A 12359-nucleotide genomic window follows, 5' to 3' on the forward strand; every position below is an offset into this window, starting at 1 on the left:
CCTTCAATCGTAGGGCGGGATGTCTTTTCTTATTGCTGCGGTTTGGCGCCTATGTCCTTCAGGACTTTCTCCCAGCGGACCAGGTCGTCGTTCCAGTACTTGCCGAACTGGGCTGGGCTCAAGCCCTTGGCGTACACGCCAAACGTATCGAAGCGCTCGGTCAATTCGGGCGTCCTGGCGGCCGCCACAACGTCGCGGTTCATGCGTTCAATGGCCGCATTGCTCGTGCCCTTTGGCGCGATGATGCCGAACCAGCCGTTGATGACCATGCCGGGGTAGGTTTCAGCCACGGTGGCAATCTGCGGGCGGTTGGCCAGGCGTGCCTCGGAGAACACGGCAATGGCTTTCAGCTTGCCGCCCTTGACCATGGGCTCGATAGGCGGGATGCCGTCGATGATGATTTGTGCATCATTGTTCATCACGGCTGCAATCGCGGCGCCGCTGTTGGCATAAGGCACAGCCCGCATCGGAATGCCGGCAGCTTTGCCGAGCACTTCACCTGCCAGGTGAGGCACCGAATACATCAGCGGCGAGGTCACGACGAATTTCTCGCCGTCTTTCTTGGCCATGGCCATCACATCGGCCAGCGAATTGGCAGGCGACGAGGCACTGACCGCCATCATCATCGGGCCTTCGGCCACCAGCGCCACGGGCACAAAGTCTTTCACCACATCGACCTGAGCAGTCTTGTACATGTATGGCGAGAGCGTGATGACAGAAGCTGGCACCATCGCAAAAGTATGGTCGTCCTGCGTGCCCGACTTGATCGCGCCCAGGCCGATCATGCCCCCCGCGCCGGGACGGTTTTCAATGATGACGGGCTGGCCCCAGGCCTTGGAAAGTTTGTCGCCCATGACACGGGCCACGATGTCCGGCGCAGTGCCTGCTGGCGACGGCACCCAGATGCGCACCGGCTTGGTCGGCCAGGCCGCAGGTGCCTGGGCCATGGCGGTGCTGCCCATCAGGGCGGTGATGCAGGCAGCAGCGAGCGCTGCACGGCGGTTGAAAGCTTTCATGAAATGTCTCCTTTTATTAATCGAATCGAAAATCAAAACCGGATCAACCAGTTTTCAGGCAATCGCTTTTCAGGCGACCGCCTCAAGCGACTTGCCTGTCACGCGGGCCAGCAGATCGAAGGCATCGTCGATGCTGTTTCCGCACCAGGCGATGTACTGGTCAGGCCGTATCAGCGCATAGTCGCAGCCATACAGTTCGCTCAGTGCGGGCAGCCCGGGTGACAGCAGCTTCAGGGGAATGCCCTGCTCTGACGCGGCATCAACCACGGTAGCCGCAGCGGCTGCCGCTTCCTGGCGGGTGATCAGCAGCGTGAAACCGCGGGGCTCGAAATGATCGTACAGAGACGCACCTATGGAGCGGTCTTCAGTGTTGTCGTTCAGCCAGGCGTGGGGCGCCAGGCAACCGGCCCTTGCCAGAGGGGTGTAGTCGGTAGAGTCAGGCGCATCGCCGGCAGCAGATGTTTCGCCCGCCAGTACGGGGGACTCCCGGTAGCGACTGCCCAGCGTCACACCCAGGGTGTAGAACTCGCGGTGCTTGGTGTCGGCCAGCATTTGCGACAGCTCGGCGCGTATCGCATCACCGGCAGCACTGTCTTCTTCCATACCGGGGACGACCAGCTTGCGCGAGGTGAAAGCGTGGTTGGCGACCGATTCGGAAATCACACGCTCATGCACCTGGCGGCGCTCTATCTCGTAGCTGGTCAGCAACTTCTCCCCGCCCCAGCCGGAGAGGACCGCGGAGAGCTTCCAGCCTAGGTCAAGTGCGTCGCCTACGCCCATGTTCATGCCGTAACCGCCATAGGGCGGGTGCAGGTGGCAGGCATCACCGATCAGGAAAGTACGGCCTGCCGAATATTTGTCGGCAATCAGCTGGTGCGCCGTCCACTCGTCGCGGCTGAGGATGTCAATGTCGATGTCAAAACCCAGGGCCAGGCGGATCAGCGTGGCTGGGTCCGACGACGCATCGAGCAGTTTGGGGCAGCCGAAAGTCCAGCGGTCGCCTGTGTCGAGTGGCGAGATGACCGAAGGCACTTCTTCATTGACCAGCCAGTACATTACCGCTGGGCCGAGCTTGTGCCGCTCTGCCAGCCCCGGCGCGCGGAAGATGATGTTGTGGTTTTCTGACAGCGGCGAGGTACCGCTCATCTTGATGCCCAGCTTTTCACGCACGGTGCTGCGCGCGCCGTCTGCGCCGACCAGATATGCCGCGTTGACGGTTGTTTCCGCACCAGTGGCGACATTGCGCAGGGTCGCACTGACGTGGTCGCCGTGGTCCCTGAATTCCTTCAGTTCGGTGCCGAAGCGGATGTCCACAGAGGGCATTTCAGAGGCACGGCTTTTCAGCACCGCCTCAACCTTGTACTGCGGAATCCACTGCGCATGTTCCGAATACCTGTCGTCGCGCGCCGGGTTGCAGTTGAAGCCGTTTGGAAAACGCTGGAGTTCGCGGCCTCCCATCCGGGTGGCGAACACGACATTGGACGGGTAGTCGACGCCAAACGGCGATTCGGCGGCGAGTCGGTCGGCAATGCCCCAGCGCCGCATCAGTTCGCGCGTACGCACGTTGGTGGTCTTGGCGCGCGGGGCGTAACCGACGCGGTCGTGGCGCTCAACCACGATGCACTTGTGTCCCTGGCTGCCCAGTTCCACGGCAAGCGAGAGGCCGGCGGGGCCTGCGCCGATGATGAGTACGGCCGCGTCTTCCGCAGCGTTGTGTGGTGTTGTCATTGTCTCCGTCCCGGTGCCTGGCAGACCGCCTGCACCGTTTGTGTCATTGGGTGAGACGGACTTTAAGCACACGGGACATAATTGGAAAGATCATTAGCTGGATACAGGTTATGAATAAATTTGATGACCCCCAACCGGAGCTGGCCGACCTGAAGGCCGTGCTGGCGCTGATCGAACACGGCACGGTGACACGTGCCGCGCCGGCGCTGGGCACCACACAGTCGGCATTGAGTTACCACCTGGACCGCATGCGCAAGCGCTTCGGCGACCCCCTGTTTGTGCGCATAGGCAACCGCATGGCGGCCACGCCCTTCACACAGCGTCTGGCGGAACCAGCAGCACGCGTACTGCGCATCATGGAAACCGAAATCGGCGGGCTGCAGAGTTTTGACCCGGCCACCACCAGGCGTGAATTCCGCATCGGCATGAATGAGCTGGGCGCCATCACGCTGGTGCCCAAACTGGTCAGGCGGCTGTACGAACTGGCGCCCAACGCCGTGCTGTCACCCATACAGACCAACTCCGAGAACCTGAGCTCGGCGCTGGAGTCAGGCGAGCTCGACATCGCCGCAGGTTTTTTCGCGACCTCAGACCCGCGCCTTTTCCAGCAGCGCCTGTATCAGCGCGACTATGTCTGCATCGCACGCAGGGACCACCCGACGGTGGGGCAAACCATGTCGTGGAGGGAGTTCAGCCTGGCACGCAAGGTGCACACCGGCTCGATACCTGTGACGACCGGCTGGCTGGAGGCGCAGTTGCGCAAAGCCAGCTTCATGCCCAGCGTGACCATGAGCACACAGCACATTGCGGCGATTCCTTTCATTGTTGCCGCAAGCGACATGGTGGCGGTGATTCCACGCGAGCTGCATGACCTGCTGTCGCCCATCGTGGCGCTGAAGATCGTACGCCTGCCCAAGACGATTCCGGCCATCACCATCCGCCAGTACTGGCACCCGCGCATTGCGAGTGACCCCTCGGTGAAGTTCCTGCGTGAACTGGTCTATGAGGTGGCGAGGGAGCCCGAACACGCGCGGAGCTGAGCCGCTGCCGCGCGCAAGCCTATGAGGCCTGCAAGCGGTAGTTTCGCCAAAGGCGCCAGCAACACCAGGCCATGGGCAAGGCCATCGCGAGGTAACCGGCGCGGTAAGTGCCTGCCATGCTGGCCAGCAGCGCAAAAATGGGGGGGCCCACGACCACGCCGAAAAATGTGAATGCCGACACACCGCCGGTCGCCATGCTGGCAAACCCCGTCGGGGCCTGCCTTGCGACCTCAGCAAGAAAGACGCCGTTCCAGCCTATGGCCGTTGCACCAAACGCGGCCAGCAAAATGAGCACCACAGGAAGCGGCGTGGTGGCACTGAGCAGAGCCATGCCCACGCAGCACAGGACAACGATCAGCGTGAGCAGGGCCAGCATGCGCATGGCGCCCAGGCCGCTGTCGGCAATATGGCCCCACACCACACGGCCTATGACGCCGGCCATCTGCGACACCGACAGTGCAAAGCCTGCAGCGACCAGACCAAAACCGAGTTCAGAGTGCAGATAGATGACGGCATAGGTCATCAGGCACAGCTGCGACGCCGACAGGAAGAAGGAGCAGATTGCGAGCGCACGCAGATTGGCATGGCCCGCCACCATGCGTGCGGGTTCAGCCAGTTTGCCCAGGCCCAGTGTTGTAGATGCATCCCGCTGCGCGTCAAGCCGGGCACGTAGCGGCTGGGCCAGCACGGCGCAGGCAATACAGGCGAGGGACACAAAGGCCAGCCCCCAGCGCCAGCCTGTGGCCAGCATCAGGCCGGGCACTATGGTACCCGCGAGGATGCCCCCCAAGGGAACACCCGTCTGCTTGATCGAAAAAATCAGCGACATGCGGTGCGCTGGTGTGCTGCGTGCCAGCAGGTGCGAACTGGCTGGCGTGATGGGGCCATAACCAAACCCCATGATGAGCGCACCAGCCGCCATCACCGGAAACCAGCCGCTGCAAAACATGGCCAGGCCCAAGCCACCCAGCACAAGGCCGCCCTGACTGACACGCACTGGTCCCCAGCGCTGTACCGCCGCACCAGCGGCAAGACTGCCTGTCGTGGCGCCCACATACACCACGCCAATGTAGATACCCGCAAAGACCGGGGAGATGCCCAGCGCTGCGGCGATCACAGGCGCTATGACGGGTGGGCTCAGCACGGCCATCGATGCGATGGCCTGGATGGCGAGCGTGATGAGGAGTTCTGTCCAGCCGCCGGTGCTGGGGCGGTCTGGTGCTTGGGGGGTCTGGGTCATGGATCGGTTTTATTGTCGCCTGACGTGGGAACTTGCGCTTGTAGCTCGTGCGAGCGCTGTAGACAAGCGGGGATCGCATGAGTGGCTGATGCCAGGCTATCGCTGGCGTGGTCGTGAAAGGCAACGCTTTTAAACGTGGTCCCGCTTTACATGCGCTACTCCGCAGTAATGGATTGCCATAAGGTAGGCACCGCAGACTTTTGCAACAATAGCCTCATGAACACCACCCCTTCCCAAGGCAGCCTGCGCCGCCGCACCGCCCTTCTGTCCGTTGCCGCCTTGGCGATGTCGTCGACCCTCGCATTCGCGCAACCCAGGGTCATGCGCATCATCGTCCCCTACGCCCCCGGCGGCCCCATCGACGTGACGGCCCGCCTGATGGCCGAACGTGTGAAGGATTCGCTCGGCACCGTCATCATTGAAAACAAACCCGGTGGTGGCGGCAACATCGGTGTCGATGCGATTGCCAAGGCTGCGCCTGACGGCATGACGATTGGTATTTCTGCCGTCGCCACGCACGCCATCAACCCGTGGCTGTACAGCAAGATGCCTTACAACGCCGCCACCGACTTTGCACCCATCACGCAGATGCTGCGGGTACCCAACGTGCTGGTCATGAACGCCGACACCGCCAATCGCCTGAAGATCAACACGGTGGCTGACCTTGTCAAATACGCCAAGGCCAACCCCGGCAAGCTCAACTACGGCAGCGGTGGCAACGGCAGCGCCGGCCACCTGGCCGGAGAAATGTTCAAGGCCCAGGCCGGCATTTTTGCGGTGCACATTCCCTATAACGGTGGCAACCCGGCGCAGCTCGCGCTGCTCAGCGGCCAGGTTGATTTCAACTTTGACAACCTCGCCACCGCATCGGCCAACATCAAGGCCGGCAAGCTCAAGGCGATTGCCGTCACCACCGCCAAACGCAGCGCCGTGCTGCCCGACACACCGGCCATCGCCGAGACGCTCAAGGGTTTCGAGATCGACACCTGGTGGGGACTGGTGGCGCCTGCGGGCACCCCGCCCGATGTGGTCGCCAAACTGAACAAGGCTTTTGTCGATGCGCTGAACACGCCCGAAGCCAAAACACGTTTTGCTGCGCTCATGGCTGAACCGGTGGCCAGCTCACCTGCGGAGTTTGGCGCCTTCATGAAAAGCGAACTCGCCAAATACGAGAAGGTCGTCAAGGCCTCGGGCGCCAAGGTTGACTGAAGCGTTGACTTGCGCAGGCAGCATGGCGCGGTGAAGAACAGGCCACCATGAAGCTCCACCACCTGCGCGACTTTCTCGCCATCGTCGAGAAAGAAAGCATCAGCGCCGCCGCCAAGCACCTGGGCATTGCCCAGCCTTCGCTGAGCCGCAGCATTCGCGAGCTTGAAAAAGAGCTGGGTGCACCGCTGTTTGAACGCCATGCGCGCGGCGCGGCCCTGACGCAGATGGGCATCGTGTTCGCACGCCGTGCACGCATGGCGATGGGCGAGCTTGAAAAAGGCCGCGCAGAAATCAGCCAGATGCAGGGCGAGGTGCATGGCGATGTGACCGTCTGCATCTCGGGCGTCAGCCACCTCACCCTGCTGGGCGAATCACTCACCCCTTTCCAGAAGCGCTACCCGCTGGTCAAGCTGCACCTGATCGAGGGTGTCTACCCGCAGGTCGAAAGCCGGTTGCGCGAAGGCAGCATTGACGCCTATGTGGGCCCGGTGCCTGACGTCAACATACCGCCAGACCTGCGGGTCGAGAAACTCTTTCAGCCCTCACGTGTGGTGCTGGCGCGCAAGGGCCACCCGTTGGCCGGCGCAAGGTCGCTGGCCGAACTGGTCGATGCGAACTGGCTCACTACCTCCATCACCGACAAGGCCGAACTTGAATTCGGCGCCATCTTTGAAGCGCAAGGCCTGCCGCCCCCCCGGTTGTCGATGCGCGTGGGCTCCAGCATGACGCTGATCACCGCACTGACGAGCAGTGACGCCATCGTGATCAGCTCGCGCACATGGGCCGACCTGCCCATGTTCAGGGACCTGCTGACCGTGATTGAAGTCGAACAGATACTCAGCGCTCCCGCCATCGCGCTGATCTACCGCGCCGCCGTGCCGCCCACGCCGGCAGCGGAGTACTTCTGCGACATGATCCGCCGCGCGGCGGTGCCCATGCTCAAGCGCTATCCCCCGCCAGCCATATAGGCTTTTCGTATGCGCCCCACACATGCCTCGCAGGCATGGGTCGCATCAAACTGCCATCTTCACGGATACGCCCCCAGTCCCTACAGTGGCATACGGACAGGCGATTTGCCTTCCCCAACAACGACAAGCGCGACTGAAGGAGACAAGTCTTGACACAACATTCCGTGAGCATGGACGAACTGCTGGACCAGTTCCAGATTGCGCAACTGACGCAAAACTGGGGCAACTGGCGCGATACCGGCGACTGGGAGCGGCTGCGCAACTGCTACACACCGGACGCCACCATGGTGACCACCTGGTACAACGGTCCGGCCGCAGGTTTCCTGGAGGCCAGCATCCAGGGCCGCAAGCGGCAACCCAAGGACCGCGGCGGCATGCACGTCATTGGCGGCACCACCAGCTACGTCAAGGGCAGGCGCGCCACGGCTGAATCGCGCATCACGCTGCTGCTGCGCAGCGAAGTGCACGGCCAGCTGGTCGACATCACCGTGTACGGCCGCTTCATCGACTGCCTGCTCAAGTGCGATGATGGCCAGTGGCGCATACAGTCGCGTGAGCCGGTGTACGACAAGGACTTTCTGCGCACCGTAGACCCGGCCGGCTCTGTCAGCCTCGACCCCACCGAACTTGCGAAATACCCGCTGGGCTTTCGCCATCTGGCCTATGTGCAGGCATCCGAGGGCCACAGCATCACCCTGGGCATTCCAGCCACTTACAGCGACGAAGAACAAGCAATCTACGCCAAAGGCAGAGCCTGGCTTGAAGGAGACAAATCATGAAAAAAATCATTTCGACACTGGCTGCCGTGTGCATGAGCACAGGTCTTGGCCTGGGCATGGCGTCGTCGTCGATGGCGCAGGCCTACCCGACCAAAGCCGTCACGCTGATCGTCGGCACCACCGCCGGCGGCGGCTATGACCTGGTAGCCCGCCGCCTTGAAAAGGCCATGACCAAAAACCTCGGCCAGAGCATTGTGGTGGTCAACCGCCCAGGCGCGGGCTCGCTGGTCGGCACCATGGCCGTCCTGCAGGCGCCACCCGACGGCTACACCCTGGCCATGGGCGGCCTGGCCAACATGGTGTTCAACGCGGCGCTGTACAAAAAACTGCCCTACGACCCGCTCGCCGATTTCACCGCCATCGGCATCGCAGCCGAAAGCCCGTATGTGATGGTGACCCGCAAGGATCTGGGTTTGACCGACCTGGCGTCCATCGTCAAATATGCCAAGGCCAACCCCGGCAAGCTGAACCTCGCCAACATCGGCGCCGGCACCGGCCAGCAGGTGCTGGCAGCGGCGTTTCTGAAGGAAGCCGGCGTCAACATGACCAACGTGCCCTACCAGGGCGCGCAGCCAGTCTACATCGATCTGCTGGGCGGGCGCGTCGACATCTACATCGACTCGCTGCCGTCAGCGCGCCGCTTTATCGAAAGCAAGCAGGTCAACGCCCTGTTTGTGACAGGCCCGAAACGCGACGCCACGCTGAACACCATCCCGACCGCCCGCGAATCCGGCTTTCCTGCGCTGGAGATGACCACCTGGTTTGGCCTTTTCGCGCCATCGAAAACACCGCCTGAGGCCATTGCGCGTTTGAACAAAGCCATGGAAGCCTCACTGGCTGATGAAGACATGCGCAAGGAGCTGGCCGCCGGCGGGTTCGATCCGAAACCCTGGGTACCACCCGCTGAAACAGCGCGCTTCGTGAAGGCCGAGTACACCAAGTGGACCAAGGTGATCAAGGACGCCGGGATCACGCTGGATTGACGGACGTTGAGATGCGGGATTGCCGCTGACCCCTGAATCATCCCGCGTCATCCCGGACTTGATCCCGGATCCATCCCCGCTTCGTTGAGCATGGATTGCGGATCAGGTCCGCAATGACAAGCGATGAACGGCAATCCGCATTTTTTTAACGCCCACGGCAAAAATTTAACGTGGATGTTAAAAAATGCGCCTGAGCGGCCCATTTTTCAATTTGTATGGCTTGAAATAGCCGAAAAGCAGGTCAAAAAGGCCTGTTTTAGGTGCCAAATATGGCTGTAGGCCAATAGATATGCACGTGAGTAGCTACGAATTTAATAGCAATTCCAGTGAATCCAGCAATCCGTACCATCACCGCTGGGCTTGAAGCGACCGGATGACCCTCTATTCCGACCAAACCGCAAACTCGTTCCCGCTGGGCTCGGTGAAGTGGAACCTGCGACCGCCCGGAAACGCGAAGATGGGCTTCACGACCTTGCCGCCCGCAGCGACAACACTCGCCAAAGTCTCTTCAAGACGGTCGCTATAAAAAACAATCAGCGCGCTGCCCTTGTCCGTGCTTGCAGTCAGCTCTGACCTGAAGAACCCGCCATCCAGGCCCTGCCCTGAAAAGGCGATGTAGTCAGGGCCATAGTCATCGAAGGCCCAGCCAAACGCGGTTTGAAAAAACAGTTTGGTCGCATCGAGGTCACGGGCCGGGTATTCGACGTAGTTGATCTTGTTGTGGGCTGGCATGCTGCGCTCCTGCGATCCAGGATTTATTCACCCAGATAAGCAGCCCGCACACGCGGGTCATCCAGCAGCTTCTTCGCATCGCCATTCATGGTGACGATGCCCGACTCCATCACATAACCGCGGTCGGCAATGCCCAGCGCACGGCTGGCGTTCTGCTCGACCAGCAGCACGGTGACGCCGCGCGCATACACATCACGCACCACCTCAAAAATCTTGTCAACCATGATGGGCGACAGGCCCATCGACGGTTCGTCGAGCATCAGCACCTTGGGGCGGCTCATCAGCGCGCGGCCCATGGCCAGCATCTGCTGCTCGCCGCCGCTCATGGTGCCGGCGAGCTGGTCCTTGCGCTCTTTCAGGCGGGGGAAGATGGTGAACATCTTTTCTATATCTTCGGCAATGCCCGCCTTGTCACTGCGGATGTAGGCGCCCATCTGCAGGTTCTCGGTGATGGTCATGCGCGTGAACACGCCTCGGCCTTCGGGCACCATGGCCAGGCCCGCCTTGACCAGATCCCACGCGCCCTTGCCGCGTATGCTTTTGCCGAGGTACTCAATGTCGCCATCGACCATGGGCAGCGTGCCGGTGATGGCCTTCATGGTGGTGGTCTTGCCTGCGCCGTTGGAGCCGATCAGCGTGACGAGTTCACCCTCGTTGACATGCAGGTCAACGCCCTTGACAGCCTGGATGCCGCCGTACGCGACCTTCAGGCCGCTGATCTTGAGAAGTGTGTTTGCCATGTTGTTGTTTCTTTCCAATGGCGCTCAGTGACCAGTGCCCAGATAGGCGGTGATCACTTTTTCATTCTTCTGCACATCGGCAGGCGCACCCTCGGCAATCTGCTTGCCGTAGTCGAGCACGGTCACGCGGTCGCACAGGCCCATGACGAGCTTGACGTCATGTTCGATCAGCAGGATCGTGCGGTTGTCCTTGCGGATCTGGTCTATGAGTTCGCGCAGCTGCACCTTCTCGGTCGCATTCATGCCGGCGGCGGGCTCGTCGAGCGCGATGAGTTGCGGGTCTGTCGCCAGTGCGCGGGCAATTTCAAGCCTGCGCTGGTCGCCATAGCTCAGCGTGCGGGCCTTGAAGTCTGCGTATTTGGCTATGCCTACATAGTCCAGCAACTCATGTGCGCGTTTGGCAATCGCCGCTTCTTCGGATTTGAAGCCAGGCGTGCGCAAGACAGCGCCCATCAAGCCGGATTTGGTGCGGATGTGCCGGCCCACCATGACGTTCTCAAGCGCCGTCATTTCTGCGAAGAGGCGGATGTTCTGGAAGGTACGGGCAATGCCGGCCCTGGCGACCTCATGCACCGCCGTAGGTGTGTACTTCTTGCCGGCCAGTTCAAAGCTGCCGCTGTCGGGCGTGTAGAGGCCCGTCAGCACATTGAAAAATGTGGTCTTGCCCGCGCCGTTGGGGCCTATCAGGCCATAGACCTGGCCGCGCTCGATGTGGATGCCAACATCACTGAGGGCCTGCAGGCCACCAAAGCGCTTGGAGACACCTGAGACTTTGAGAATGGTTTCGCTCATGCCATTCTCCTTATGGATTGATGGAACTGGAAGGCACGGGCGCAACAGGCTTGATGCGCGTCTTGCCATGCTCGGGTGAAGGCCAGAGCCCGCGCGGTCGTAGCAGCATGATGACAATCATCGCCAGTGCGATCAGCAACTGCCGCAGGATGGATGAATCAAGCCGCCCATCGGTCATGGCCTGTAGCGGACCTGCAACGTGACGCAATACTTCGGGCAGGGCTGCAAGCAACAGCGCGCCAATGATGACGCCCGGCAAATGCCCAATGCCACCCAGCACCACCATGGCAACAATCATGATGGACTCCATCAAACTGAAAGACTCGGGCGATACAAAACCCTGGAAGGCCGCGAACATCGCGCCCGACACACCGCCGAAAGTAGCACCCATACCGAAGGCCAGCAGCTTGAGGTTGCGGGTGTTGATGCCCATGGCCTTGGCGGCGATCTCGTCTTCACGAATCGCCATCCAGGCGCGACCTATGCGCGAATTTTCAAGCCGGTGGCAGATGACGATGGAGACGATCACCAGCGCCAGGAAGAGGTAGTAATACATGGACACCGAGTTGAAGGTGATGCCGAGAAATTCATGCGTCTTGCCAAGGTCAAAGCCGAAGAACTTCATCGAATCAATCTGGCTGATGCCTTTGGGGCCATTGGTCAGGTTGATGGGACGGTCCAGGTTGTTCAGGAAGACGCGGATGATTTCACCAAAACCCAGCGTGACGATGGCGAGGTAATCACCGCGCAATTTCAGCGTGGGTGCGCCCAGCAATACGCCGAATAATCCCGCCAGCGCAGCCGCAGCGGGGATGATGGCCCAGATGGGTAAATGCAGCCCGTTGGGGAACGCCGCCTTGATGGCCGGAAAGGCATCGGCCAGATGCGGCGAACCGAGCAATGCAAACAGGTAGGCACCGACCGCAAAGAAGGCCACGTAGCCCAGATCCAGCAGGCCGGCATAACCGACCACGATGTTCAGGCCCAGCGCCAGCAGCACATAAAGCAGCGCCATGTCGACAATGCGCACCCAGGCGTTGCCGCCCTGCTGCAACAGCACTGGCAGTATCAGCAGTCCGATGGCGACGATGATGGAGGTGACGAGTTTGTTGGGTTTCATCATGATGTGTTC

Annotated in this window: 12 protein-coding genes; 5 read left to right on the forward strand and 7 right to left on the reverse strand. The window is 61.2% G+C overall.

The genetic code is table 11. The features are described from left to right. Positions 1-29 precede the first annotated feature (29 nt). Together HYX42_RS12160 and HYX42_RS12165 are read right to left on the reverse strand one after the other, a co-directional pair. On the reverse strand, positions 30-1016 hold the full coding sequence (locus tag HYX42_RS12160; RefSeq protein WP_293403264.1) for a tripartite tricarboxylate transporter substrate binding protein: 987 nt from the start codon (positions 1014-1016) through the stop codon (positions 30-32). A 69-nt stretch (positions 1017-1085) separates the two neighbouring features. Next, positions 1086-2744, reverse strand: a complete 1659-nt coding sequence (locus HYX42_RS12165; protein WP_293403266.1) for an FAD-dependent monooxygenase — start codon at positions 2742-2744, stop codon at positions 1086-1088. Positions 2745-2854: 110 nt separating this feature from the next. Between HYX42_RS12165 and HYX42_RS12170 the strand changes: the two genes are divergently transcribed. Continuing rightward, positions 2855-3784, forward strand: coding sequence for a LysR family transcriptional regulator (locus HYX42_RS12170; RefSeq protein ID WP_293403268.1), 930 nt, complete (start codon positions 2855-2857; stop codon positions 3782-3784). Positions 3785-3803: 19 nt separating this feature from the next. On the opposite strand, the gene HYX42_RS12175 is transcribed toward HYX42_RS12170, so the two are convergent. Next, positions 3804-5024, reverse strand: coding sequence for an MFS transporter (locus HYX42_RS12175; protein WP_293403270.1), 1221 nt, complete (start codon positions 5022-5024; stop codon positions 3804-3806). 285 nt (positions 5025-5309) lie between these two features. Between HYX42_RS12175 and HYX42_RS12180 the strand changes: the two genes are divergently transcribed. The 4 genes from HYX42_RS12180 to HYX42_RS12195 all read left to right on the forward strand — a co-directional run bounded on the left by HYX42_RS12180 (position 5310) and on the right by HYX42_RS12195 (position 8963). Further along, complete coding sequence (locus tag HYX42_RS12180; protein WP_293403507.1) at positions 5310-6233, forward strand: tripartite tricarboxylate transporter substrate binding protein; 924 nt, start codon at positions 5310-5312, stop codon at positions 6231-6233. A 47-nt stretch (positions 6234-6280) separates the two neighbouring features. Next, positions 6281-7201, forward strand: a complete 921-nt coding sequence (locus HYX42_RS12185; protein ID WP_293403272.1) for a LysR substrate-binding domain-containing protein — start codon at positions 6281-6283, stop codon at positions 7199-7201. Positions 7202-7350: 149 nt separating this feature from the next. Continuing rightward, positions 7351-7980 (forward strand): nuclear transport factor 2 family protein, encoded by a 630-nt coding sequence (locus tag HYX42_RS12190; RefSeq protein ID WP_293403274.1) that lies wholly within the window; start codon positions 7351-7353, stop codon positions 7978-7980. Further along, positions 7977-8963 (forward strand): tripartite tricarboxylate transporter substrate binding protein, encoded by a 987-nt coding sequence (locus HYX42_RS12195; protein ID WP_293403276.1) that lies wholly within the window; start codon positions 7977-7979, stop codon positions 8961-8963. The genes HYX42_RS12190 and HYX42_RS12195 overlap by 4 nt, the downstream gene beginning before the upstream one ends. 381 nt (positions 8964-9344) lie before the next feature. On the opposite strand, the gene HYX42_RS12200 is transcribed toward HYX42_RS12195, so the two are convergent. From HYX42_RS12200 to HYX42_RS12215, 4 genes are read right to left on the reverse strand one after another with little or no spacing between them, the layout of a single operon-like run. Beyond that, a complete protein-coding gene (locus tag HYX42_RS12200) occupies positions 9345-9695 on the reverse strand; it encodes a VOC family protein (RefSeq protein ID WP_293403278.1) in 351 nt (116 codons plus the stop codon). 23 nt (positions 9696-9718) lie between these two features. Next, positions 9719-10435, reverse strand: coding sequence for an ABC transporter ATP-binding protein (locus HYX42_RS12205; RefSeq protein ID WP_293403280.1), 717 nt, complete (start codon positions 10433-10435; stop codon positions 9719-9721). 24 nt (positions 10436-10459) lie between these two features. Beyond that, positions 10460-11227 carry an ABC transporter ATP-binding protein gene (locus HYX42_RS12210; protein WP_293403282.1) on the reverse strand — a complete coding sequence of 256 codons (768 nt, stop codon included), beginning with the start codon at positions 11225-11227 and terminating at the stop codon, positions 10460-10462. A gap of 10 nt (positions 11228-11237) precedes the next feature. Further along, the gene (locus HYX42_RS12215; protein ID WP_293403284.1) at positions 11238-12350 is read right to left on the reverse strand and encodes an ABC transporter ATP-binding protein; all 1113 of its coding nucleotides are present in this window, start codon (positions 12348-12350) and stop codon (positions 11238-11240) included. Positions 12351-12359: the final 9 nt, after the last annotated feature.

Origin of the sequence: Polaromonas sp. (assembly GCF_016185115.1) — a bacterium.
In the GTDB taxonomy this organism is placed as follows: Bacteria; Pseudomonadota; Gammaproteobacteria; order Burkholderiales; family Burkholderiaceae_C; genus Polaromonas.

Bases quoted from the DNA above. Each gene is read 5' to 3' on its own strand.
- HYX42_RS12175 (WP_293403270.1), bottom strand. From the start codon at position 5,024: ATGACCCAGACCCCCCAAGCACCAGACCGCCCCAGCACCGGCGGCTGG.
- HYX42_RS12185 (WP_293403272.1), top strand. From the start codon at position 6,281: ATGAAGCTCCACCACCTGCGCGACTTTCTCGCCATCGTCGAGAAAGAA.
- HYX42_RS12200 (WP_293403278.1), bottom strand. From the start codon at position 9,695: ATGCCAGCCCACAACAAGATCAACTACGTCGAATACCCGGCCCGTGAC.
- HYX42_RS12195 (WP_293403276.1), top strand. From the start codon at position 7,977: ATGAAAAAAATCATTTCGACACTGGCTGCCGTGTGCATGAGCACAGGT.
- HYX42_RS12180 (WP_293403507.1), top strand. From the start codon at position 5,310: ATGTCGTCGACCCTCGCATTCGCGCAACCCAGGGTCATGCGCATCATC.
- HYX42_RS12210 (WP_293403282.1), bottom strand. From the start codon at position 11,227: ATGAGCGAAACCATTCTCAAAGTCTCAGGTGTCTCCAAGCGCTTTGGT.
- HYX42_RS12205 (WP_293403280.1), bottom strand. From the start codon at position 10,435: ATGGCAAACACACTTCTCAAGATCAGCGGCCTGAAGGTCGCGTACGGC.
- HYX42_RS12170 (WP_293403268.1), top strand. From the start codon at position 2,855: ATGAATAAATTTGATGACCCCCAACCGGAGCTGGCCGACCTGAAGGCC.
- HYX42_RS12215 (WP_293403284.1), bottom strand. From the start codon at position 12,350: ATGATGAAACCCAACAAACTCGTCACCTCCATCATCGTCGCCATCGGA.
- HYX42_RS12160 (WP_293403264.1), bottom strand. From the start codon at position 1,016: ATGAAAGCTTTCAACCGCCGTGCAGCGCTCGCTGCTGCCTGCATCACC.
- HYX42_RS12165 (WP_293403266.1), bottom strand. From the start codon at position 2,744: ATGACAACACCACACAACGCTGCGGAAGACGCGGCCGTACTCATCATC.